The following is a 19,235-nucleotide window of genomic DNA, read 5'->3' as shown; positions in this document are numbered from 1 at the left end:
AAGCACATGTTACGTATTAAAGATTTACAGGTTAGCGTGGAAGATAAAGCGATCCTGCGTGGCCTCAATTTTGATGTCAAACCGGGTGAAGTTCACGCCATCATGGGGCCAAATGGTTCCGGGAAAAGTACGCTTTCAGCGACGCTGGCCGGACGCGAAGATTACGAGGTGACCAACGGATCGGTCGAATTTAACGGCAAAGATCTGCTGGAAATGTCCCCGGAAGATCGTGCGGGAGAGGGCATCTTTATGGCCTTCCAGTACCCGGTAGAAATCCCTGGCGTCAGTAACCAGTTCTTCCTGCAAACGGCGCTGAATGCGGTGCGCAAGTATCGCGGCCTGGAGGCGCTGGACCGCTTCGATTTCCAGGATTTGATGGAAGAGAAGATCAAACTGCTGAAAATGCCGGAAGATCTGCTCACCCGCTCGGTTAACGTTGGTTTTTCTGGGGGGGAGAAAAAACGCAATGACATCCTGCAAATGGCGGTTCTGGAACCCGCGCTGTGCATTCTGGATGAGACCGACTCCGGTCTGGATATTGATGCCCTGAAGATTGTCGCTGACGGCGTTAACTCCCTGCGCGACGGTAAGCGTTCGTTCATTATCGTCACCCACTATCAGCGTATTCTCGACTACATCAAACCGGACTACGTCCACGTGCTTTACCAGGGGCGCATTGTGAAATCGGGTGATTTTACGCTGGTTAAACAACTGGAGGAGCAGGGTTATGGCTGGCTTACCGAACAGCAGTAATGCACTCCAGCAATGGCACAGGCTGTTTGAAGCCCAGGGAGAGAGACGCTCTGAGCAGGCGCAGCAGCATTTACAGCAGATGCTGCGTCTCGGCCTGCCTTCGCGCAAGCATGAGAACTGGAAATACACTCCGCTAGATGGCCTGATGAACGGTGAGTTTGTCACCCGTCTGGCGGATATCACCCCGGTGCAGCGCGATGCGCTGGCACTAAGCGTGGATGCCGTGCGTCTGGTGTTTGTCGATGGTCAGTTCCGCCCGGAACTGAGTGATGACACGCAGGAGAGCGGGTTCGGCATCGCGATTAACGACGATCGTCAGAGCCTGACGACAGCAGTTCAGCCGGAAGTGTTTCTGCATCTCACCGAGAGTCTGGCGCAGTCTGTGACGCATATTCATGTGAAGCGTAACCAGCGTCCGGCCAAACCGCTATTGCTGATGCATATCACCCAGGGGCTGGACGGTGATGAGATCAACACGGCTCACTACCGCCATCATCTTGAACTGGCTGAGGGGGCGGAAGCTACGGTGATTGAGCACTACGTCAGCCTCAACGATACCCGACACTTTACCGGATCACGTCTGACGATGAACGTTGCCGCCAATGCCCAGCTTCACCATATCAAGCTGGCGTTTGAGAATGCGCAGAGTCACCACTTCGCCCATAACGATATTTTACTCGGTCAGGATGCCGCAGCCTACAGCCACAGTTTTCTGCTCGGGGGTTCCGTGCTGCGCCATAACACCAGCACGCAGCTTAACGGTGAAAACACCACGCTGCGCATCAACAGCCTGGCGATGCCGGTCAAATCGGAAGTGTGCGACACGCGTACCTGGCTTGAACACAACAAAGGCTACTGCAACAGCCGCCAGTTGCACAAAACCATTGTCAGCGACAAAGGACGTGCGGTGTTTAATGGCCTGATTAATGTGGCACAACACGCGATTAAAACTGACGGGCAGATGACTAACAACAATCTGCTGCTGGGACGACTGGCGGAAGTGGATACCAAGCCGCAACTGGAGATCTATGCCGACGACGTGAAATGCAGCCATGGTGCGACAGTCGGGCGGATTGATGATGAGCAGATGTTCTACCTGCGTTCCCGCGGCATCGACCGGCAGGCGGCGCAGAAAATGATTATTTATGCGTTTGCCGCCGAACTGACGGAAGCGTTGCACGATGGCCTGTTAAAACAGCAGGTGCTGACCCGTATTGGTCAGCGTCTGCCTGGAGGCGAAGTATGAGTTTTCCCGTAGAGAAAGTGCGGGCAGATTTTCCGGTTCTGACCCGTGAAGTGAACGGTCTTCCTCTGGCCTACCTGGACAGTGCGGCCAGCGCGCAGAAGCCGAATCAGGTGGTGGATGCGGAAGCCGAGTTCTACCGTCACGGCTACGCCGCTGTGCATCGGGGGATCCATACGCTGAGTGCGGAAGCGACTCAACGCATGGAGAATGTGCGTACGCAAATTGCCGCCTTTCTCAATGCACGGTCACCGGAAGAGCTGGTGTTTGTGCGGGGTACCACGGAGGGGATCAACCTTGTCGCCAACAGCTGGGGCAACGCGCAGGTCCACGCAGGTGACAACATCATCATCACCCAGATGGAGCACCACGCCAATATTGTGCCGTGGCAGATGCTCTGTGAGCGTGTGGGGGCGCAATTGCGGGTCATTCCGTTGAATGAAGACGGGACGCTGCAGCTTGAGCAGTTTGACGCACTGCTCGACGATAAAACCCGGCTGGTGGCGGTGACTCAGGTCTCCAACGTGCTGGGTACGGAAAACCCGGTCGCAGAGATTGTCGGGAAAACCCATCAGGCCGGCGCGAAGGTGCTGATTGACGGTGCTCAGGCGGTAATGCACCACGCGGTTGATATTCAGGCGCTGGACTGTGATTTCTATGTCTTCTCCGGGCATAAGCTGTACGGCCCGACGGGGATTGGAGTGTTGTATGTGAAAGAGGACATCCTGCAGGCGATGCCGCCGTGGGAAGGAGGCGGGTCGATGATCGCCACCGTTAGCCTGTCGGAAGGGACTACCTACGCCCGTGCGCCGTGGCGTTTTGAGGCGGGGACGCCTAACACTGGCGGGATTATCGGGCTGGGGGCAGCGGTTTCTTATGTCTCCGCGATCGGTCTTGATAGTATTCAGGAGTACGAACAGCTGCTGATGCACTATGCGCTTGCGGAGCTTACCAGCGTGCCGGATCTGACCCTCTATGGACCTGCCGATCGGCAAGGGGTGATCGCGTTTAACCTCGGGAAACACCATGCCTATGACGTGGGCAGTTTCCTCGATAACTACGGCGTGGCGGTCCGTACCGGACACCACTGCGCCATGCCGCTGATGGCGTTTTACCAGGTGCCGGCAATGTGTCGTGCTTCGCTGGTGATGTACAACACAATGGAAGAGGTCGACAGACTGGTGGCAGGGTTAAAACGTATTCACCAGTTGCTGGGCTAACGGAGAGGCTAAATATGGCAGAGTTGCCGGATAAAGATAAATTGCTGCGTAACTTCGGGCGTTGCGCGAACTGGGAAGAGAAGTATCTCTATATTATTGAGCTGGGACAGCGTTTACCCCCGCTCAGTGAAGAGGCGCATAACCCGGAGAATACTATTCAGGGCTGCCAGAGCCAGGTATGGATTGTGATGGAGCAATCTCGCGACGGCACAATCCAGTTGCACGGCGACAGTGATGCGGCAATTGTGAAAGGGCTTATCGCCGTGGTGTTTATTCTTTATCACCAGATGTCTGCGCAGGACATTGTTGCGTTTGATGTCCGCCCGTGGTTTGAAAAAATGGCCCTGACTCAACACCTCACCCCCTCCCGTTCCCAGGGACTCGAAGCGATGATTCGCGCCATTCGCGCTAAAGCTGCAATCCTTAGCTAGACTTACAAAACAGCATTCATTCTGTTTCGCGAGGTGGTTCCCGCCTCGCTGGTTTTTCAGCTTTCTGGCGTTCTGTCAGTGAATAAGGAATCTCAGCATGAAGCGCGCGTCTCTAATAACTCTATTACTCCTTGGTTCGCTCGGTGCTCTTCATTCGGCTCGTGCGATGGATTACCCGTTGCCGCCCGCAGGCAGTCGTCTGATTGGGCAAAATCAAACTTACACGATACAGGAAGGGGATAATAAGCTGCAGACCATTGCCCGCCGGTTTAATACTGCAGCCCAGGTCATCCTTGAAGCAAATAATACCATTGCGCCGGTGAACCCTGCTCCGGGAACTGTTATCACTATCCCGTCGCAGATGCTACTCCCGGATACGCCGCGTGAGGGTATTGTGGTAAACCTTGCTGAACTTCGTCTCTACTACTTCCCACCGGGTGAAAACAGGGTTCAGGTCTTTCCACTCGGCATCGGACAACTGGGGCTGGAAACACCGGTCACGACTACGCGTGTGAGCCAGAAAATCCCTAATCCCACCTGGACACCAACACCGGGCATCAGAGCACGCTCGCTGGAGCAGGGGATTAAATTGCCTCCGGTTGTACCCGCCGGGCCAAATAACCCGCTAGGACGCTTCGCACTGCGTTTAGGCGTGGGTAATGGGGAATACCTGATCCACGGCACCAGTGCGCCGGACAGTGTCGGCCTGCGGGTCAGCTCTGGCTGCATGCGGATGAATGCCCCGGACATTAAAGCTCTGTTCGAACAGGTGCGTGTTGGCACGCGGGTACAGATTATCAATGAGCCCGTGAAGTTTTCCGTCGAGCCCGATGGTAAACGCTATATTGAAGTCCACCGTCCGTTGGCGCAGGTTGAGGGGGAAAACCCGCAGGTTTCGCCAATCACGCATTCCGCAGACTTTGCGACGTTTGTTTCTCAGGCGGGAAGTGATAAAGCGCTTATCAATAAGGCCCTGTCACGCCGTGCCGGGATCCCGGTTGTTGTATCGTCGGGTAGCGCGCCATCAGCCAGTAATAATGTGTTGTCGGTGCAGAACAGTCAGGCGTCTGCTGCAGTAGCGGAAGATGAAGGGGAGAAGGTGACGCAGTAGCTGTTTAATGCAGGCAAAAAAAATGGCGCACAATGTGCGCCATTTTATTAACAGGTACTATTACTTACGGTATTTAGTAGCCTGGTTGTCCAGACGCTGGTTAGCGCGAGCTGCGTCGTCTTTAGCAGCCTGAACGTCGGAACGCATTGCGTTCACGTCGTTGCTCAGCTGGTCAACTTTAGCGTTCAGAGTCTGAACGTCAGAAGACAGCTGATCGATTTTAGCGTTGCTGGAGCAACCAGCCAGCAGAGTAGAACCCAGGATTACCGCGCCCAGTACCAGTTTAGTACGATTCATTATTAATACCCTCTAGATTGAGTTAATCTCCATGTAGCGTTACAAGTATTACACAAAGTTTTTTGGGTTGAGAATATTTTTTTGATGGGAATACCCCTATTTTTGATCGTTCGCTCAAAGAAGCATCGAATCAGCCCTTTTCGGGCAAAAATCTATGTAAAAAAAGGCATTTATCATCGGATTCATCTTAGATAAATCGCAATTAAATAGAAAAACCCGATTTGCATTTTGAATGACTTTGGCTAACGGCAGGAATAAAAAAAGCGCCCGGCGGGCGCTTTTTATCAAAATTAATTCGTTCGGGAATTATTACAGCACGTGAACAGATGCTGTATTGGTGGTTCCGCTTGGTACCAGTGCACCAGAAACCATGACCACAACGTCACCTTTCTGCGCCAGACCACGATCAACCAGTTCCAGAGCCACTTCTTTACCCAGACGATAGAAATCATCGGTAGAGGCAATTTCTTTCACCAGGTGAGGCACAACGCCTTTGCTCAGTACCAGCTGACGAGCAGTGGTTTCGTTGGTGGTCAGTGCAAGGATGGTCGCATCCGGGAAGTATTTACGCACAGCACGAGCAGATTTACCGCCCTGGGTGGCTACGACGATCAGTGGCGCTTCCAGCTTCTCTGCAGTTTCAACTGCACCACGGCACACGGCTTCAGTGATGCGCAGTTTACGGCTGTCGTTATTGTAATCCAGACGGCTTTTCATCACGCGGTCGGTACGTTCGCAGATGGTGGCCATGATGGTCACCGCTTCCAGCGGATATTTACCCTTCGCGGATTCGCCAGACAGCATAACTGCATCAGTACCGTCGAGGATGGCGTTTGCCACGTCACCTGCTTCTGCGCGGGTTGGGCGTGGGTTTTTGATCATGGAGTCCAGCATCTGCGTTGCAGTGATAACCACTTTACGCGCGCGAACACATTTCTCGATCATCATCTTCTGCGCGAAGATCACTTCTTCAACCGGGATTTCAACGCCCAGGTCGCCACGTGCAACCATGATGCCGTCAGAGGCTTCGAGGATTTCGTCGAAGTTGTTCAGGCCTTCCTGGTTTTCAATTTTGGAGATGATCTGGATCTTCTCGCCGCCGTGCGCTTTCAGGTGCTCACGGATCTCAACCACGTCGGAACGTTTGCGGATGAAAGAGGCCGCAACGAAGTCAACGCCTTGCTCGCAACCGAAGATCAGGTCCTGTTTGTCTTTTTCAGCCAGTGCTGGCAGCGCGATGGAAACGCCTGGCAGGTTAACGCCTTTGTTTTCACCCAGGTCGCCGTTGTTCAGCACTTTACAGATAACTTTGTTACCTTCGATAGCGGTGACTTCCATACCGATCAGACCATCGTCTACCAGTACGGTGTTACCGACGGACAGGTCGCTGGTGAAGCCTTCGTAGGTCACTGCAACGATTTCGCTGTTGCCGACAACGGATTTGTCAGTTGTGAAGGTGAAAGTCTGGCCCGCTTTCAGAGAGACGTCGTTACCGCCTTCCAGTTTGATGGTGCGGATTTCAGGACCTTTGGTATCCAGCAGGATCGCGGCTTTTTTACCGGTCTTGCTCATCACGTTGCGCAAGTTCTGGATACGCTGTCCGTGTTCTGCGTAGTCACCATGGGAGAAGTTCAGACGCATCACGTTCATGCCGGCATCCAGCATTTTGCTCAGCATCTCTTCAGATTCGGTTTTCGGGCCGATAGTACAAACAATTTTCGTCTTTTTCATGACAGTCTTAGTCTTTAAGTTGGGAAGGATATGGAAATCTCGCTCCGGGGGCGCACCGCCGCGGAGTCAAACCTGTGTTGCAAAAGAGTATATGACACGCACTAAGGATAGGAGACATCAAATGAGCGTGCAGAAGAAAGTGTGCCTGAGTGACAGCCCAACGAAGGAGAGGAGAAGTTGTACGTTGTTTTTTGTATTCCAAGCGCTGAAACCATTCACCAGGGATTAGGCGCGCATTATACGCTGATTTTTAGCTAAAAGGAAAATGGAAACGGTGTTTCAGAAATAATCTGTGAAGTTTCACATAATATTGTTATCAAGGCGTTAAGCCATAATGACAACTTATGGCGGCAGGGGATTAACCTGCCGCATTTTGCTTATTTTTGCAGCGCCTGGCTGAGGTCGGCAATCAGGTCTTTTGGATCTTCAATTCCCACTGACAGGCGGATCAGCTGCGGCACAATGCCGTTTGCCAGGCGTTGCTCCAGCGGAATCGAGGCGTGCGTCATGCTGTAAGGCTGGCTCACAAGGCTCTCAACGCCGCCCAGGCTTTCCGCAAGGGTGAACAACTTCAGGTTGCGAATCACTTCTGCTGCACGTTGCGCATCGCCTTTTACGACAACAGAAATCATTCCGCCGGGCAATGCCATCTGCGTGCGGGCAAGCGAATATTGTGGGTGCGATTCCAGTCCTGGATAGAACACTTTTTCAACCTGCGGATGTTGCTCCAGCCATTGCGCAATCGCCAGCGCGTTGGTGCTGTGCTTTTCTACCCTCAATGCCAGCGTGCGAATACCCCGCAGCGTCAGGAAACTGCTGAACGGATCCAGTACGCCACCGACCGCGTTTTGCAGGTAGCCAAGTTTGTCCGCCAGCGCCTGGTTATCTCCTACCACCGCCAGTCCGGCGACGACGTCAGAGTGGCCGTTAAGGTATTTGGTCGCGGAGTGCACCACGATATCGAAACCCGATTCCAGCGGACGGTGGATCACCGGCGACGCGAAGGTGTTATCCGCCACGCTGATGACGTTATGACGACGGGCGATAGCTGCAATGGCCGCCAGGTCCGCCAGCTTAAGCAGTGGGTTGGTTGGCGTTTCGACCCAGATCATACGTGTATCCGGGCGAATGGCGGCATCAAGCCCGGCTAAGTCATCAGGTTTAACCCAACTGACCTGCAACCCGGTACTGCGCTTGCGCACATTTTCAATCAGGCGGTAGGTCCCACCGTAAACGTCATCAATGGCGACAATATGGCTGTCTTTATCCAGCAGTTCGAGCACCGTGGAGATGGCCGCCAGACCGGAGGCAAACGCGTAGCCGCGCGTGCCACCTTCCAGTTCAGCTATGGCGGTTTCCAGCGCATGGCGGGTTGGGTTGCCGCTGCGGGAATATTCATAGCCGGTATGTTCCCCGGGAGACGGTTGCGCAAACGTCGATGTGGCGTAAATCGGTGGCATAACTGCGCCATGTTGATCGTTAAACTCGCCGCTATGTACGCTCAGGGTTGCCAGGTTTTTCATCTTTTATTCCTTTATTGCTGAAGGCGGTTGCGCCAGGCGGTCAGAACGTCGCTGCGCGTAATCAGACCGAGAAAACGGTCGTTGTCATTGATCACGGCCACCAGACCGCGGTCGAAAATGGTATTCAGGTCGCTCTCTGGAGCGCGTTTATCGAGGAACTCCACCTGACGGGTCATGGCCTCAGTTACGGGAAGTGCGAAGCGATCGCCATCGCCGTCGATATTCCGCAGGAGATCCCATTCGTCGATAATGCCGACGACCTTGCCGTTCTCCAGTACCGGCAACTGGGAGATGTCATACAGACGCATGCGTGCCAGTACGGTGGCAAGCGTGTCGTCCGGGGCGGCGGTGACGGTAGCCCCTTCATCGTGGCGCAAGGCGATATAGTCGGAGAGATCGCCGGCCTGCGGGCGCGTGATCAGGCCTTGCTGACGCATCCAGTCATCGTTGAACATCTTCGAGAGATACTTATTGCCGCTGTCGCAGGCGAAGGTGACCACGCGTTTTGGCGTGGTCTGCGCCTGGCAATATTTCAGCGCCGCCGCCAGCAGTGTGCCGCTGGAGGAGCCCGCCAGAATGCCTTCCGTTTTTAGCAGTTCGCGCGCGGTAGTGAAGGCTTCCCGGTCGGTGATGCGCCAGGCGCGATTCACACCTTCAATGTGGGCCAGTGGCGGAATAAAGTCTTCGCCAATCCCCTCAACCAGCCAGGAGCCGGCATCGTGATATTTCCCGGTTTCTACCTGGTCTGCCAGAACGGATCCTGCCGGGTCTGCCAGCACAAATTCCGTGTGCGGAGAGTGCTCGGCGAACCAGGCCTGCAGACCGCCCAGCGTCCCGCCTGAACCCACGCCCACGACGATAGCGTCGATCTTGCCGTCCAACTGCTCATACAGTTCCGGTGCCGTGGTGGTGCGGTGCGCCAGCGGGTTGGCGTCGTTATTGAACTGGTCGATGTAAAACGCGCCGGGGATCTCGTTAGCCAGACGTCGGGCGTAATCCTGGTAGTAGGCGGGATGGCCCTTATTAACGTCGGAGCGGGTCAGTACCACCTGAGCACCCAGCGCACGCAGGTGGAAAATCTTCTCGCGGCTCATTTTGTCCGGTACCACCAGGATCAGCGAGTAGCCTTTCTGAGCGGCGATCAGGGCCAGGCCGAGACCGGTATTCCCTGCCGTCGCCTCAATAATCGTGCCGCCCGGCTGCAGCTGGCCGGTACGCTCCGCTTCGTTAATCATCGACAGCGCAACGCGATCCTTAATAGAACCGCCCGGGTTCTGGTTTTCCAGCTTCAGGAACAGCGAGCAGGGACCGGTATCAAGCTTATGCAGTTGGATAAGTGGCGTACGGCCAATCAATTCGGTGACGGAGTGATAAATCGTCATGATATTTTCCTTTCTGGATGTCATGACGGGATGATAGGGCGGTGTAATTTTCGCAATAAAGAACCATTCACTGCCGTTTAGAACTGAAAGGAATATAAATGCCGTTTTTGGATGTCAGGATAGCAAGGCGTAAAGTTGTCTGGATGTGAGGATGGCTATACTAGTGAGAAATGCTGCAAAAATGACCGATTTTTAAGGGTGTCAGCCAGCAGATATACATTTGGCAGATAATCATTGCTGAAATTGGTCTAAATGCTTCCCTCCCGGTAAATCCGCTGTTTATTCCCCACGGTTATAACACATACCTTTTTATTCATTTAAAAGCTGATAACGCCTGTTTACACTCGTTTGGACATCCATACTTCTAAACCGCTATGCGCGGGACGGATAACGAATAAGAATGATTGTACTGAGTAATATTTCGAAGGTTTTTGACAACGGAAAAGTGGCACTGACTGCCGTTGATGACGTCAACTTGGCGGTAGAGCAGGGACAGATTTACGGAATTATTGGTTACAGTGGGGCCGGGAAAAGCACGCTGATTCGTCTGCTGAACGGTCTGGAAAGACCCAGCACCGGAAGTGTCACCATTAATGGGCAGAACATTTCTGCCGCCAGTGGCGAGGCGCTGCGCCAGGCACGCCTGAAAATCAGTATGGTGTTCCAGCATTTCAACCTGCTGTGGTCGCGCACGGTTTCAGAAAACATCGCGTTTTCAATGCAAATTGCAGGTGTGCCGAAAGCGAGAATCAAGGCGCGCGTGGCCGAGCTTGTCGAGCTCGTTGGGCTGAAAGGGCGTGAGAATGCGTACCCGTCGGAGTTGAGCGGCGGGCAAAAGCAACGTGTAGGCATTGCGCGTGCGCTAGCGAATAACCCCGACGTGCTGCTCTGTGATGAAGCTACGTCAGCGCTCGACCCGCAGACTACCGATCAGATCCTAGATCTGCTGCTGGATATTAACCGCCGCTTCAAACTGACCATCGTGTTGATCACCCACGAGATGCACGTGGTGCGCAAAATCTGCGACCGCGTGGCGGTAATGGAGAACGGTAAAGTGGTGGAAGAAGGGGATGTGCTGAGCGTCTTTACCCATCCACAACAGCCCATTACGCAGCAGTTTGTCCGCCAGGTAAGCCAGTATGCCGAGGAGGAAACCTTCAATAGCGAGCTGGCAAACGATCTGGAAGGCACGGTCATCAAACTGACGTTTACCGGGCACAGCACGCATAAGCCGATCGTGGGTGAGTTGACCCTCCGCTACGGCCTGCCGTTTAACATCCTGCACGGGAAAATGACGCAAACCGCCCACGGCGTGTTTGGCCAGCTCTGGGTGCACGTCGTGGCATCTGACGAACAACTGAACAATATCCTCGCCGACCTGCAGCACAGCGATATTGAAGGCGAGGTGATTAAACATGGCTGAGAATCTCTTTCCGCATCTCAAATGGGATCAGCTCTGGGCGGCGACGCTGGAGACGCTGTACATGACGGCGCTTTCAGGCGTGGCGACGTTTGTGCTGGGTATTGTGCTGGGGCTGGCGCTGTTTTTAACCGCACGCGGTGGGCTGTTCCACAATCGCACGGTGTATAGCGTCATTTCGATTGTGGTGAACGTGTTCCGTTCTATTCCGTTCATCATTTTGATTGTGTTGCTGATCCCGTTCACCAAGACCATTGTTGGCACCATCCTTGGCGCCAACGCGGCACTGCCGGCACTGATTGTCGGCGCCGCACCGTTCTACGCACGCCTGGTGGAGATCGCCCTGCGTGAAGTGGATAAAGGCGTCATCGAAGCAACTCGCTCGATGGGCGCACGACTGAGCACGTTAGTGTTTCGGGTTTTACTGCCGGAATCATCACCTGCACTGGTATCAGGTATTACGGTGACGCTGATTGCGCTGGTGAGTTACAGCGCGATGGCAGGGGTGATTGGCGCCGGTGGTTTGGGAAATCTGGCTTATCTGGAAGGATTCCAGCGCAACCATGGTGACGTCACGCTGGTGGCAACGGTGACTATTTTAATCATCGTTTTCATCATTCAGTTCTGCGGCGACATCATTACTTCACTGTTAGATAAACGCTAATAAATACACACAGGAACCACATCATGAAAAAGACACTGACATTGATCGCTGCAGCAACCCTGAGTGCCCTGAGCTTTGCCTCCTGGGCCGATACCCTGACCGTGGGGGCATCCAACACGCCACACGCTGAAATTCTGGAGCAGGCTAAGCCGATTCTGGCGAAGCAGGGTATCGACCTGGAGATTAAACCGTTCCAGGACTACATTCTGCCCAACACTGCGCTGGCGGGTCATGATATCGACGCGAACTATTTCCAGCACATCCCTTACCTGAACAGCGTTCTGAAAGATCATGCGGGCGACAAGGATTATGATTTTGTCAGTGCAGGCGCGATCCACATTGAGCCAATCGGCATTTACTCTAAAAAATATAAGTCGCTGAAAGATCTGCCGGAAGGCGGCAAGATCATCATGCGTGACGCTGTTTCTGAAGAGGGTCGTATCCTCTCTATCTTTGAAAAAGAGGGCGTGATCAAGCTGAAACCGGGCATCGACAAAGTGACCGCGCGCATCAGCGACATCGTAGAAAACCCGAAAAAGCTGCAGTTCACCCCTAACGTTGAAGCCTCTCTGCTGCCGCAGATGTACAACAATGATGAAGGCGCTGCTGTGGTGATCAACGCCAACTACGCGATTGACGCCGGTCTGGATCCGGTTCACGACCCGATTGCGGTTGAGAGCGGTGAAAACAACCCGTACGCCAACATCATCACCGTCCATCGCGGTGACGAGAAGAAGAAAGATATCGTTGCGCTGGTGAACGTGCTGCACTCGAAAGAGATTCAGGACTGGATCCGCACCAAGTACAAAGGCGCAGTCATTCCAGTAAACAACTAATTAGCTGATTTTACAGATGAAGCCCGGCGAGTATCTCGCCGGGCTTCTTTTTTGTATCCGGCAGGAGAATCATTTAAGCTCAACGTTTAACAGGCAATGGAGTGATGACGATGGGTAATGTGACTAAAGATGAAGCGCTGTATCAGGAGATGTGCCGGGTAGTCGGTAAGGTGGTGCTTGAGATGCGTGATTTAGGGCAGGAGCCAAAGCATATTGTCATTGCCGGAGTACTGCGTACCGCGCTGGCGAACCAGCGCGTTAAACGCAGTGAATTGACAACTGAAGCGATGGAAACGGTGGTTAAAGCGCTGGCCGGGTAATACGCCAGCGTTTCGCAAGCTGCTCCAGCGAGCAGCAGAGCAGATAGTAGACCACACCCGTAAAGATAAAAATGGCCGCCGGGTAGATTTGCACCCGGTTGTTGACCTGTCCCGCGACTGTGGTCAGTTCCGGTACGTTCACGATAAACGCCAGCGACGTATCCTTCAGCAGGCTGATAAAAATCCCCACCAGTGACGGCAGAATATTCCTCAGCGCCTGCGGCAGCAGTACGCGCAACAACGTTTGTTGCGTGCTGAATCCCTGAGACAGGGCAGCCTCATATTGCCCGGAGGGTAGCGCGTTAAGTCCGGCCAGCACCGAGTGCATCACGGTTGCCGCCGTAAACCAGGCCAGGGCCAGCGTGACGGTAAGCGCTCCCGGCATGTCGCCTCCGGTAATGAGCGGCAGCAGATACCACATCCAGAAAATCACGAAGATGAGCGGGATACCGCGGATCAGCTCTGCCCACAAGAAGAGCAGCTTGCGTAGGAGCCCGGTAAAGCGCCAGGCCAGACACGCGAGAACTATCCCACCGGGCAGAGCGATGGCGGCGGCTCCAGTCGCCATCATCAACGAGAGCAATACGCCGCCCGGTTCACCCGCTGCCGCGCGTCCCCACAGCAGATAATCGAGGTTATCGGTGATGACATTAAGTCCGGCAATCATGTTTTTCACTCCCTGCGGTGACAGCGATGGGGCGTTTACGTTTCGCCTGAGGTCCAATACGAACCAGCACCATTCCCATGACCAGACCGGTCAGGAGATAGAGTGCGGTACCGACAGTAAATGCTTCCAGCGCATGCGCGTTGTAGCTTTCAATCTGCCTGACCTGGTAGGTGAGTTCGGCAAAGCCAATCCCGCTGGCGAGCGAGGAGAGCTTCATCAGATTAAGGTACTGCCCCACAACGGGCTGCCAGGCGTTGGCCAGGCCCTGCGGCAGAAGGATGTGACGAAACAAACGCCACGAAGAGAAACCCTGAGCCAGCGCGGCCTCCCGTTGTCCGGCAGGCACAGAACGTAACCCTGACTCCACCTCTTCGATTAAAAACGCCGAGGTAAAGACGCCCAACCCCCAGGCGGAACATAAAAACTCGGGCGTAAACCACCAGACGTCGCCGGGCAGAATTGACCAGCTGTGATCCGCGTTAACCACGTCGCGAAACGCCTGTGGTAATCCGTTCCAGGCGGCAAAATACCAGAACAGCAGTTGCACCAGCAGCGGCGTATTGCGAAACAGCGATACCCAGCCACTGACGATGGCGCTCCCGAGGCGTCCGCCGGAAAGGCGCAGGAGCATAAAAAGTAATGCCAGCAGGCTTGCCAGCATGACCCCCATAATCGTGACCCACAGGGTGGTGAGAAATCCGGAGAATATCCACTGCAGGGGCTGTCCGGTCAGTACCCCGTGCCAGTCGAGCGCGGGCATTACAGATGCTCCTGATGCAGTGGGTTAAGCACCTTTTGCAGGAAACGCTGCGCGCGCGGATGTGAGGGCTGACTAAAAAACTGCGCCGGCGGCGCAATCTCGAGAATTTGCCCGCCGTCGATAAAGACGATCCGGTCGGCAATCTCCCGGGCAAACTGCATCTCGTGGGTCACGACGATCATGGTGATCCCGCTGTGGGCGAGGGCTTTCATCACAAACAGCACTTCGCCAATCATCTCAGGATCGAGAGCCGATGTCGGCTCGTCGAAGAGAATGATTTGCGGCGAAGAGGCCAGAGCACGGGCTATCGCCACGCGCTGCTGTTGACCACCAGAAAGCTCTGTCGGGAAATGGTGGGCTTTTTCCAGCATTCCGACTTTCTCCAGCAGGGACAGCGCGCGCTCCTGGGCAGGTTGCGGCTTCCAGCCGTGAACCTGCTCCAGCGCCAGTGTGATGTTCTGGCTGGCGGTGAGATGGGCATAAAGATTGAATTGCTGGAACACAAACCCCACGCGGCTGCGCAGTTGACGCAGCCCGGTACCAGATAGCTTACCGGTCGGTTTGTTGTCGACAAGGATCTCCCCGCCGCTCAGGGTTTCAAGCTGGTTGATGAGACGAATCAGGGTGGATTTACCGGAACCCGAAGGGCCGAGGATAGCAACCACTTCACCGGGCGTGATGGTGAGATTAATGTCGTTCAAAACCTGATGGTCACCGTAGCGTTTGTCCACATGACGAAACTCGACGCTGGCCTGTTCCAGATGTGAAAAATCCGCGGCAGTGACCGCGGAGTGTGAAAATAAACCTGAGAGCATATTACTGGGCTTCTATTTTAAAGGCACGAGGCTGTGGAGCAGGGGTGTCTGGACCAAACCAGGCATCATAGATTTTTGCTGCCTGACCGTTCTTTTCAAGATTAACCAGCTCGTCGTTGACGGCTTTCAGCAGCGCCGTTTCACCTTTCTTCACCCCCACGCCAATCTCTTCTTTACTAAGCAGATCGGGCAGGATTTTGAAGTTGGCTTTATCCGGTGCCTGCGCCAGCAGACCAGCCAGAATAGTGCTGTCCTGGGTGATTGCCTGCACGTTCCCATTGCGCAGTGCCGTCAGCGCCAGTGGAATATCGTCATAAGAGAGCACGCGGGACTGCGGGAAACGCTGGTGCAGCGCCTGTTCGCCCGTTGTTCCTTTGACCGCGCCAATACGCGCCCGGCTATAGTCATCGAGTTTGTCCGGTGATTTCGCCGGAACCAGGAACTGCTGGCCGGTGACGAAGTAAGGCGTCGAGAAATCAATGACCTGTGCGCGTTCCGGGGTGATGGTGATATCCGCCACGATCAGATCGGCTTTGCCGGACTGCAGCAGCGGAATGCGGTTGGCCGGATTGGTGGCAACCAGTTCAAGCTTCACGCCGAGTGATTTAGCCAGCGCTTTGGCGAAGTCCACGTCGTAACCCACGATCTCATGCGTTTTGGCATCAATCGAGCCAAACGGCGGGTTGGCATCAAATGTGGCCACTTTCACCACCCCTGCAGCCTTGATATCCGCCAGCTGATCGGCCTGTGCCTGTGCTGAGAGCAGACTGCCAGCCACCAGTAATCCCAGTGCCAGTGTCCGTTTTTTAAATCCGTTCATGTTTGCTGCCATAGTAATAAATCATCCCGTTGTTTTTGTTTTGCCCCGTTACGCTCCCATAAGGGAAAGCTATCGCCAAATAAGAAATCGTTCTTTGCTATGAGCAAAAAAGCATTAGTGAACAAGGTGTTAATGAATAGTGAAAAGGACAGGGTGCTATTTGCAGATCCTGCACATCGACAGTCGATATTGGCATTTCACCTGCGCGGAATTTGGGTGTTTAACTTAAGGGAAATACGGCGAAAGAGAGGCAGGCGATGAAAAAATGGATCAGCACGTTACGGCGGTTTTTTGCGACCCGACCAGTGAATGCGGAGAACAGCGCGCAACGTGTTCTTGAGTCAATCCTGCCTGTCGCCAGCCTGTATGGCGTGGATGTTGCCAACATTGACCCGGAGTGGTTCCATGATAAAACGTCACGCTGAGCTGCGCCGCACGCGCGAAATGTACTGGAACGAGCTGTGCTGAGTTTTGTTCTGACGCTGGATAGCTGTTAATGTTGACAGATTGTTGAGTCAGCGTAGTTAACGGAATGAAAAACCCCTTTATCAAGCGCGGCATTATTATCTGGACGATAGTCTGCGTTATCAGCGGCGTGTTGCTCTATGCCGAACAAATCCGCCGCCAGTTCTGGGAGCGCGACCGTGAGTTCACGGCACTTTTCTCTGAACTAAGCGCAGTACTGACGCAAAATGAATCCGTACTGCCGCTTTTGAATGGCGATGAAGATATCGTCTCCCTTCGCAAAAAATTCCCCCAGCTTCTTACCCTGGAAAAAACAACGGGACGAGCGCTTGATGCCCCCCGGGTTGAGCCTGCCCATGAAGTTCAGTACTGGCTTTACAACCCCTGGCGCCAAATCCGCGTGCTGGTAGATCTTGGTCCAATCCTGACTGCACATCATCCCTTTACCCATCTCGGGATCCGTTTCATGCCGAACGGGGACGAGCAGGTGTCTGATGCCTTCTGGCACTGGCAACGCACCTTCCCGCAGCATACTCAACCTTTTACGCTGGAGGCCGATTCACAGCCTAACTGGTTCGGCGTCAATGGGGTTATTTACCCCTTACTCTTTATTGGATGGGGAATTGTGATTGCGCTGGCGAGCGTGGTGCTCTGGCAGCGTAAAGCGCGTAAAGATGCTGAGCAAAGGGCGATCTATTATCAACACGCCAGACTCAATACTCTGGGAGAAATCACTGCTGGGATTGTGCACGAGATAAACCAGCCGCTCACCGCTGCGCAGACGTGGATCCAGGGCGCTCAGCGCCAGTTACAGCAGGATAACGGGCAGGCAGTGTCGCAGGCGTTGGCGGCTGCTCTGACGCAAATGCAGCGTATTAGCGCATTGCTGACCCGTTTTCGTGAACACGTTGTACAGGAGAAGGTGATCCTGCGTGAAACCGATCTTGTGCACTGTTGGCTGCAGGTGGTGAACCTGCTTGAGCATGAGCGCAGGGCCGAACATATTACGGTCAGCCATGCGTTTGCTCCCGGGGCAACAACAGTACTGGCAGACCGTCTCTGGCTGGAGCAGGTGTTGCATAACTTGCTCAGCAATGCGATTCAGGCCCAGCAGTTGGATGCTGCCGGATGGGTAAAAATTGAGAGTCAAAAAACCGAGAGTGGCGTACTGATCACCGTCACAGACGGTGGCCCTGGCTTTAGCCAGGAGGCGTTACGGCATGCCTTTATGCCATTTTATAGCGGCAGAGAAGTGGGTATCGGTCTGGGGATGACCTTAACCGAATCATTAATGACGCGTATGAATGGATCGATTACGCTGGGAAATGCGCCGCAGGGTGGGGCGCAGATCAGACTACAACTGGCGCAAGGAAAAGAGGCGACGAATGGATAAGACAATCTGGCTGATTGATGATGATGAATCCATCAGAGAGTCAATGGCATTTTTGCTTTCGGGTATGGGGTGGCCGGTAGAGACGTTTGAAAGTGTCGATGCTTTTATCGCTGTCCATGCACGGGATACGGCGCTGGTGGGCTGTATGCTGCTGGATATGCGGATGCCCGGTAAGGGTGGGCTTACCTGGCTTGAGGAGGGCGAATGGCCCTGGCCCCTGCTGCCAGTGATTATCATGACCGGGCACGGTACTGTTGATGCCTGCCGTCGGGCTTTTCGCAACGGTGTGTTTGAGTTTTTCACCAAGCCGTTGGACGCCGATAAGCTTATAGAAACGGTAGGGTTAGCCTTTGAAGAAAGCCAGCGTCGTTTTTCCGACTGGAAGGAAACCTCACGGATAAAAGCCCACTTCGCGCAATTGACTGTAAGGGAACATGAAGTGTTGGCCGAGTTGATGAAAGGGCTCAGTAACAAAGAAGTGGCTGCGCGGCTGAACCTTTCACCGCGTACCGTTGAGGCGCATCGTGCAGCAGCGTTTACTAAGCTTGGCGTCAGCAGCCTGATCCAGGCAATCCGGGAATACGACAAATTGCAATCCGTATAACTACCAGGTTGAATGCGTATTCAACCGAATTATGTTTCATCGCGCGGCGGGGTAATCTCTGCAACGTCCCCCAACACTCGAGGAAGTGCGATGAAAAAATTAATGATGGTTGCGGCACTGGCCGCGGGTAGTCTGAGTCTGGCGGCGCAGGCCGATACATTGAATCAAAAAAATCTCTCACTGGCGCAGGCGAATGCGCTGGCAACGTCCGCCATTCAGGCGTGTACAGCAAAAAACTACCAGGTGACGGTCACTGTAGTTGACCGCGCGGGCGTGGTAAAAGCGGTGCAGCGCACGGACAATGCCGGTCCACACACGGTTAAAGCCAGTGAAATGAAAGCCTACACGGCGCTTAGCGCAAAGAATGCGTCAGGCAAAGTGATGGAAGCGGCGCAGAGCAATGCGGGAGCGCAGAACATGCGAGACATCCCGGGCTTCCTGCTGCTGGCAGGTGGCTTGCCGGTGAAAGAGGGCGATGAGGTCATTGGGGCGATTGGTATTGGCGGTGCGCCGGGCGGTCATCTTGATGAAGCCTGCGCTCAGGCTGCCATTGACGGGCTCAAAAAGTAATACAAAAAAGCACCGGGAAACCGGTGCTTTTTTATCAGATCTTGCAGGCGTCGCCGCAGTCGTCGTCGGCGACAATCGCCTGCGCTTTTTTATCCGCGTCTTCCAGACGTTCCGCATTACGCTCTTCTGCTTCATCCAGACCGTTAAAGACTAAGTTATCGAGATCAATTTCCATGTGGCACCTACTCTGTTCAGTTTTTTGATACTGGC

Annotated in this window: 23 protein-coding genes; 13 read left to right on the top strand and 10 right to left on the bottom strand. The window is 54.2% G+C overall.

The window, feature by feature from the left end; genetic code table 11:
- The first annotated feature begins 6 nt into the window (after positions 1 to 6).
- From sufC to ldtE, 5 genes are all read left to right on the top strand, one after another.
- Complete coding sequence (gene sufC, locus WB237_RS07105; RefSeq protein WP_336211869.1) at positions 7 to 753, top strand: Fe-S cluster assembly ATPase SufC; 747 nt, start codon at positions 7 to 9, stop codon at positions 751 to 753.
- Positions 728 to 1,999 carry a Fe-S cluster assembly protein SufD gene (gene sufD, locus WB237_RS07100; protein WP_336211867.1) on the top strand — a complete coding sequence of 424 codons (1,272 nt, stop codon included), beginning with the start codon at positions 728 to 730 and terminating at the stop codon, positions 1,997 to 1,999. The genes sufC and sufD overlap by 26 nt, the downstream gene beginning before the upstream one ends.
- Positions 1,996 to 3,216, top strand: a complete 1,221-nt coding sequence (gene sufS, locus WB237_RS07095) for a cysteine desulfurase SufS (RefSeq protein WP_336211865.1) — start codon at positions 1,996 to 1,998, stop codon at positions 3,214 to 3,216. Before sufD ends, sufS begins: the two co-directional genes overlap by 4 nt.
- A gap of 14 nt (positions 3,217 to 3,230) precedes the next feature.
- Positions 3,231 to 3,647, top strand: coding sequence for a cysteine desulfuration protein SufE (sufE, locus tag WB237_RS07090; RefSeq protein ID WP_114979426.1), 417 nt, complete (start codon positions 3,231 to 3,233; stop codon positions 3,645 to 3,647).
- A 97-nt stretch (positions 3,648 to 3,744) separates the two neighbouring features.
- The gene (ldtE, locus tag WB237_RS07085) at positions 3,745 to 4,758 is read left to right on the top strand and encodes a L,D-transpeptidase LdtE (protein WP_114979427.1); all 1,014 of its coding nucleotides are present in this window, start codon (positions 3,745 to 3,747) and stop codon (positions 4,756 to 4,758) included.
- Between the two features lie 60 nt (positions 4,759 to 4,818).
- Here ldtE and lpp read toward each other — a convergent pair whose 3' ends face one another.
- The 5 genes from lpp to WB237_RS07065 all read right to left on the bottom strand — a co-directional run bounded on the left by lpp (position 4,819) and on the right by WB237_RS07065 (position 9,691).
- Positions 4,819 to 5,055 (bottom strand): murein lipoprotein Lpp, encoded by a 237-nt coding sequence (lpp, locus tag WB237_RS07080; protein WP_001082307.1) that lies wholly within the window; start codon positions 5,053 to 5,055, stop codon positions 4,819 to 4,821.
- 309 nt (positions 5,056 to 5,364) lie between these two features.
- A complete protein-coding gene (gene pykF, locus WB237_RS07075; protein WP_028017267.1) occupies positions 5,365 to 6,786 on the bottom strand; it encodes a pyruvate kinase PykF in 1,422 nt (473 codons plus the stop codon).
- 7 nt (positions 6,787 to 6,793) lie between these two features.
- A complete protein-coding gene (gene ynhH / locus WB237_RS23035) occupies positions 6,794 to 6,988 on the bottom strand; it encodes a protein YnhH (protein ID WP_418721936.1) in 195 nt (64 codons plus the stop codon).
- Positions 6,989 to 7,163: 175 nt separating this feature from the next.
- Positions 7,164 to 8,309, bottom strand: coding sequence for a trans-sulfuration enzyme family protein (locus tag WB237_RS07070; RefSeq protein WP_236920452.1), 1,146 nt, complete (start codon positions 8,307 to 8,309; stop codon positions 7,164 to 7,166).
- Positions 8,310 to 8,320: 11 nt separating this feature from the next.
- Positions 8,321 to 9,691, bottom strand: a complete 1,371-nt coding sequence (locus WB237_RS07065; RefSeq protein WP_336211857.1) for a cystathionine beta-synthase — start codon at positions 9,689 to 9,691, stop codon at positions 8,321 to 8,323.
- Positions 9,692 to 10,091: 400 nt separating this feature from the next.
- Here WB237_RS07065 and WB237_RS07060 point away from each other — a divergent pair, with 400 nt between their 5' ends.
- From WB237_RS07060 to fumD, 4 genes are all read left to right on the top strand, one after another.
- Positions 10,092 to 11,114 (top strand): methionine ABC transporter ATP-binding protein, encoded by a 1,023-nt coding sequence (locus WB237_RS07060; RefSeq protein WP_336211855.1) that lies wholly within the window; start codon positions 10,092 to 10,094, stop codon positions 11,112 to 11,114.
- A complete protein-coding gene (locus WB237_RS07055; RefSeq protein WP_049006353.1) occupies positions 11,107 to 11,775 on the top strand; it encodes a methionine ABC transporter permease in 669 nt (222 codons plus the stop codon). Before WB237_RS07060 ends, WB237_RS07055 begins: the two co-directional genes overlap by 8 nt.
- A 23-nt stretch (positions 11,776 to 11,798) precedes the next feature.
- Entirely contained in the window at positions 11,799 to 12,611 is an 813-nt protein-coding gene (locus WB237_RS07050) for a MetQ/NlpA family ABC transporter substrate-binding protein (RefSeq protein ID WP_003857677.1), read from the top strand.
- Between the two features lie 110 nt (positions 12,612 to 12,721).
- Entirely contained in the window at positions 12,722 to 12,931 is a 210-nt protein-coding gene (gene fumD, locus WB237_RS07045; RefSeq protein WP_008500615.1) for a fumarate hydratase FumD, read from the top strand.
- Here the strand turns inward: fumD and WB237_RS07040 are convergent.
- Genes WB237_RS07040 through WB237_RS07025 form a run of 4 tightly spaced genes read right to left on the bottom strand, consistent with a single transcriptional unit; the run spans position 12,912 to position 16,005 of the window.
- Positions 12,912 to 13,598 (bottom strand): amino acid ABC transporter permease, encoded by a 687-nt coding sequence (locus WB237_RS07040; RefSeq protein WP_336211851.1) that lies wholly within the window; start codon positions 13,596 to 13,598, stop codon positions 12,912 to 12,914. The two genes, fumD and WB237_RS07040, sit on opposite strands and share 20 nt — an antisense overlap.
- Positions 13,582 to 14,358 carry an amino acid ABC transporter permease gene (locus WB237_RS07035; RefSeq protein ID WP_129324545.1) on the bottom strand — a complete coding sequence of 259 codons (777 nt, stop codon included), beginning with the start codon at positions 14,356 to 14,358 and terminating at the stop codon, positions 13,582 to 13,584. The genes WB237_RS07040 and WB237_RS07035 overlap by 17 nt, the downstream gene beginning before the upstream one ends.
- Positions 14,358 to 15,173, bottom strand: coding sequence for an amino acid ABC transporter ATP-binding protein (locus WB237_RS07030; protein WP_336211848.1), 816 nt, complete (start codon positions 15,171 to 15,173; stop codon positions 14,358 to 14,360). The genes WB237_RS07035 and WB237_RS07030 overlap by 1 nt, the downstream gene beginning before the upstream one ends.
- A gap of 1 nt (position 15,174) precedes the next feature.
- The gene (locus WB237_RS07025; protein ID WP_336211846.1) at positions 15,175 to 16,005 is read right to left on the bottom strand and encodes an ABC transporter substrate-binding protein; all 831 of its coding nucleotides are present in this window, start codon (positions 16,003 to 16,005) and stop codon (positions 15,175 to 15,177) included.
- Positions 16,006 to 16,250: 245 nt separating this feature from the next.
- Here WB237_RS07025 and WB237_RS07020 point away from each other — a divergent pair, with 245 nt between their 5' ends.
- The 4 genes from WB237_RS07020 to WB237_RS07005 all read left to right on the top strand — a co-directional run bounded on the left by WB237_RS07020 (position 16,251) and on the right by WB237_RS07005 (position 19,025).
- A complete protein-coding gene (locus tag WB237_RS07020; RefSeq protein ID WP_014831607.1) occupies positions 16,251 to 16,418 on the top strand; it encodes a hypothetical protein in 168 nt (55 codons plus the stop codon).
- A gap of 107 nt (positions 16,419 to 16,525) precedes the next feature.
- Positions 16,526 to 17,851 (top strand): sensor histidine kinase, encoded by a 1,326-nt coding sequence (locus WB237_RS07015; protein WP_336211843.1) that lies wholly within the window; start codon positions 16,526 to 16,528, stop codon positions 17,849 to 17,851.
- The gene (locus WB237_RS07010) at positions 17,844 to 18,455 is read left to right on the top strand and encodes a response regulator transcription factor (RefSeq protein ID WP_336211841.1); all 612 of its coding nucleotides are present in this window, start codon (positions 17,844 to 17,846) and stop codon (positions 18,453 to 18,455) included. The genes WB237_RS07015 and WB237_RS07010 overlap by 8 nt, the downstream gene beginning before the upstream one ends.
- A gap of 90 nt (positions 18,456 to 18,545) precedes the next feature.
- Positions 18,546 to 19,025 (top strand): GlcG/HbpS family heme-binding protein, encoded by a 480-nt coding sequence (locus tag WB237_RS07005; protein ID WP_336211839.1) that lies wholly within the window; start codon positions 18,546 to 18,548, stop codon positions 19,023 to 19,025.
- A gap of 34 nt (positions 19,026 to 19,059) precedes the next feature.
- Here WB237_RS07005 and WB237_RS07000 read toward each other — a convergent pair whose 3' ends face one another.
- On the bottom strand, positions 19,060 to 19,200 hold the full coding sequence (locus WB237_RS07000; RefSeq protein ID WP_235135734.1) for a hypothetical protein: 141 nt from the start codon (positions 19,198 to 19,200) through the stop codon (positions 19,060 to 19,062).
- Between the last annotated feature and the right edge of the window lie 35 nt (positions 19,201 to 19,235).

Source organism: Enterobacter sp. P82 (assembly GCF_037053385.1).
GTDB lineage: Bacteria > Pseudomonadota > Gammaproteobacteria > Enterobacterales > Enterobacteriaceae > Enterobacter.
The sequence above is the reverse complement of the archived record's forward strand: the minus strand, read 5'-3'. Positions and strand labels throughout refer to the sequence as shown.

Bases quoted from the DNA above. Each gene is read 5' to 3' on its own strand.
- pykF (WP_028017267.1), bottom strand. From the start codon at position 6,786: ATGAAAAAGACGAAAATTGTTTGTACTATCGGCCCGAAAACCGAATCT.
- WB237_RS07020 (WP_014831607.1), top strand. From the start codon at position 16,251: ATGAAAAAATGGATCAGCACGTTACGGCGGTTTTTTGCGACCCGACCA.
- WB237_RS07010 (WP_336211841.1), top strand. From the start codon at position 17,844: ATGGATAAGACAATCTGGCTGATTGATGATGATGAATCCATCAGAGAG.
- ldtE (WP_114979427.1), top strand. From the start codon at position 3,745: ATGAAGCGCGCGTCTCTAATAACTCTATTACTCCTTGGTTCGCTCGGT.
- WB237_RS07060 (WP_336211855.1), top strand. From the start codon at position 10,092: ATGATTGTACTGAGTAATATTTCGAAGGTTTTTGACAACGGAAAAGTG.
- WB237_RS07065 (WP_336211857.1), bottom strand. From the start codon at position 9,691: ATGACGATTTATCACTCCGTCACCGAATTGATTGGCCGTACGCCACTT.
- fumD (WP_008500615.1), top strand. From the start codon at position 12,722: ATGGGTAATGTGACTAAAGATGAAGCGCTGTATCAGGAGATGTGCCGG.
- WB237_RS07070 (WP_236920452.1), bottom strand. From the start codon at position 8,309: ATGAAAAACCTGGCAACCCTGAGCGTACATAGCGGCGAGTTTAACGAT.
- WB237_RS07025 (WP_336211846.1), bottom strand. From the start codon at position 16,005: ATGGCAGCAAACATGAACGGATTTAAAAAACGGACACTGGCACTGGGA.
- WB237_RS07030 (WP_336211848.1), bottom strand. From the start codon at position 15,173: ATGCTCTCAGGTTTATTTTCACACTCCGCGGTCACTGCCGCGGATTTT.
- WB237_RS07005 (WP_336211839.1), top strand. From the start codon at position 18,546: ATGAAAAAATTAATGATGGTTGCGGCACTGGCCGCGGGTAGTCTGAGT.
- sufE (WP_114979426.1), top strand. From the start codon at position 3,231: ATGGCAGAGTTGCCGGATAAAGATAAATTGCTGCGTAACTTCGGGCGT.
- WB237_RS07015 (WP_336211843.1), top strand. From the start codon at position 16,526: ATGAAAAACCCCTTTATCAAGCGCGGCATTATTATCTGGACGATAGTC.
- WB237_RS07050 (WP_003857677.1), top strand. From the start codon at position 11,799: ATGAAAAAGACACTGACATTGATCGCTGCAGCAACCCTGAGTGCCCTG.
- sufC (WP_336211869.1), top strand. From the start codon at position 7: ATGTTACGTATTAAAGATTTACAGGTTAGCGTGGAAGATAAAGCGATC.
- WB237_RS07000 (WP_235135734.1), bottom strand. From the start codon at position 19,200: ATGGAAATTGATCTCGATAACTTAGTCTTTAACGGTCTGGATGAAGCA.
- sufS (WP_336211865.1), top strand. From the start codon at position 1,996: ATGAGTTTTCCCGTAGAGAAAGTGCGGGCAGATTTTCCGGTTCTGACC.
- WB237_RS07035 (WP_129324545.1), bottom strand. From the start codon at position 14,358: ATGCCCGCGCTCGACTGGCACGGGGTACTGACCGGACAGCCCCTGCAG.
- WB237_RS07055 (WP_049006353.1), top strand. From the start codon at position 11,107: ATGGCTGAGAATCTCTTTCCGCATCTCAAATGGGATCAGCTCTGGGCG.
- lpp (WP_001082307.1), bottom strand. From the start codon at position 5,055: ATGAATCGTACTAAACTGGTACTGGGCGCGGTAATCCTGGGTTCTACT.
- sufD (WP_336211867.1), top strand. From the start codon at position 728: ATGGCTGGCTTACCGAACAGCAGTAATGCACTCCAGCAATGGCACAGG.
- WB237_RS07040 (WP_336211851.1), bottom strand. From the start codon at position 13,598: ATGATTGCCGGACTTAATGTCATCACCGATAACCTCGATTATCTGCTG.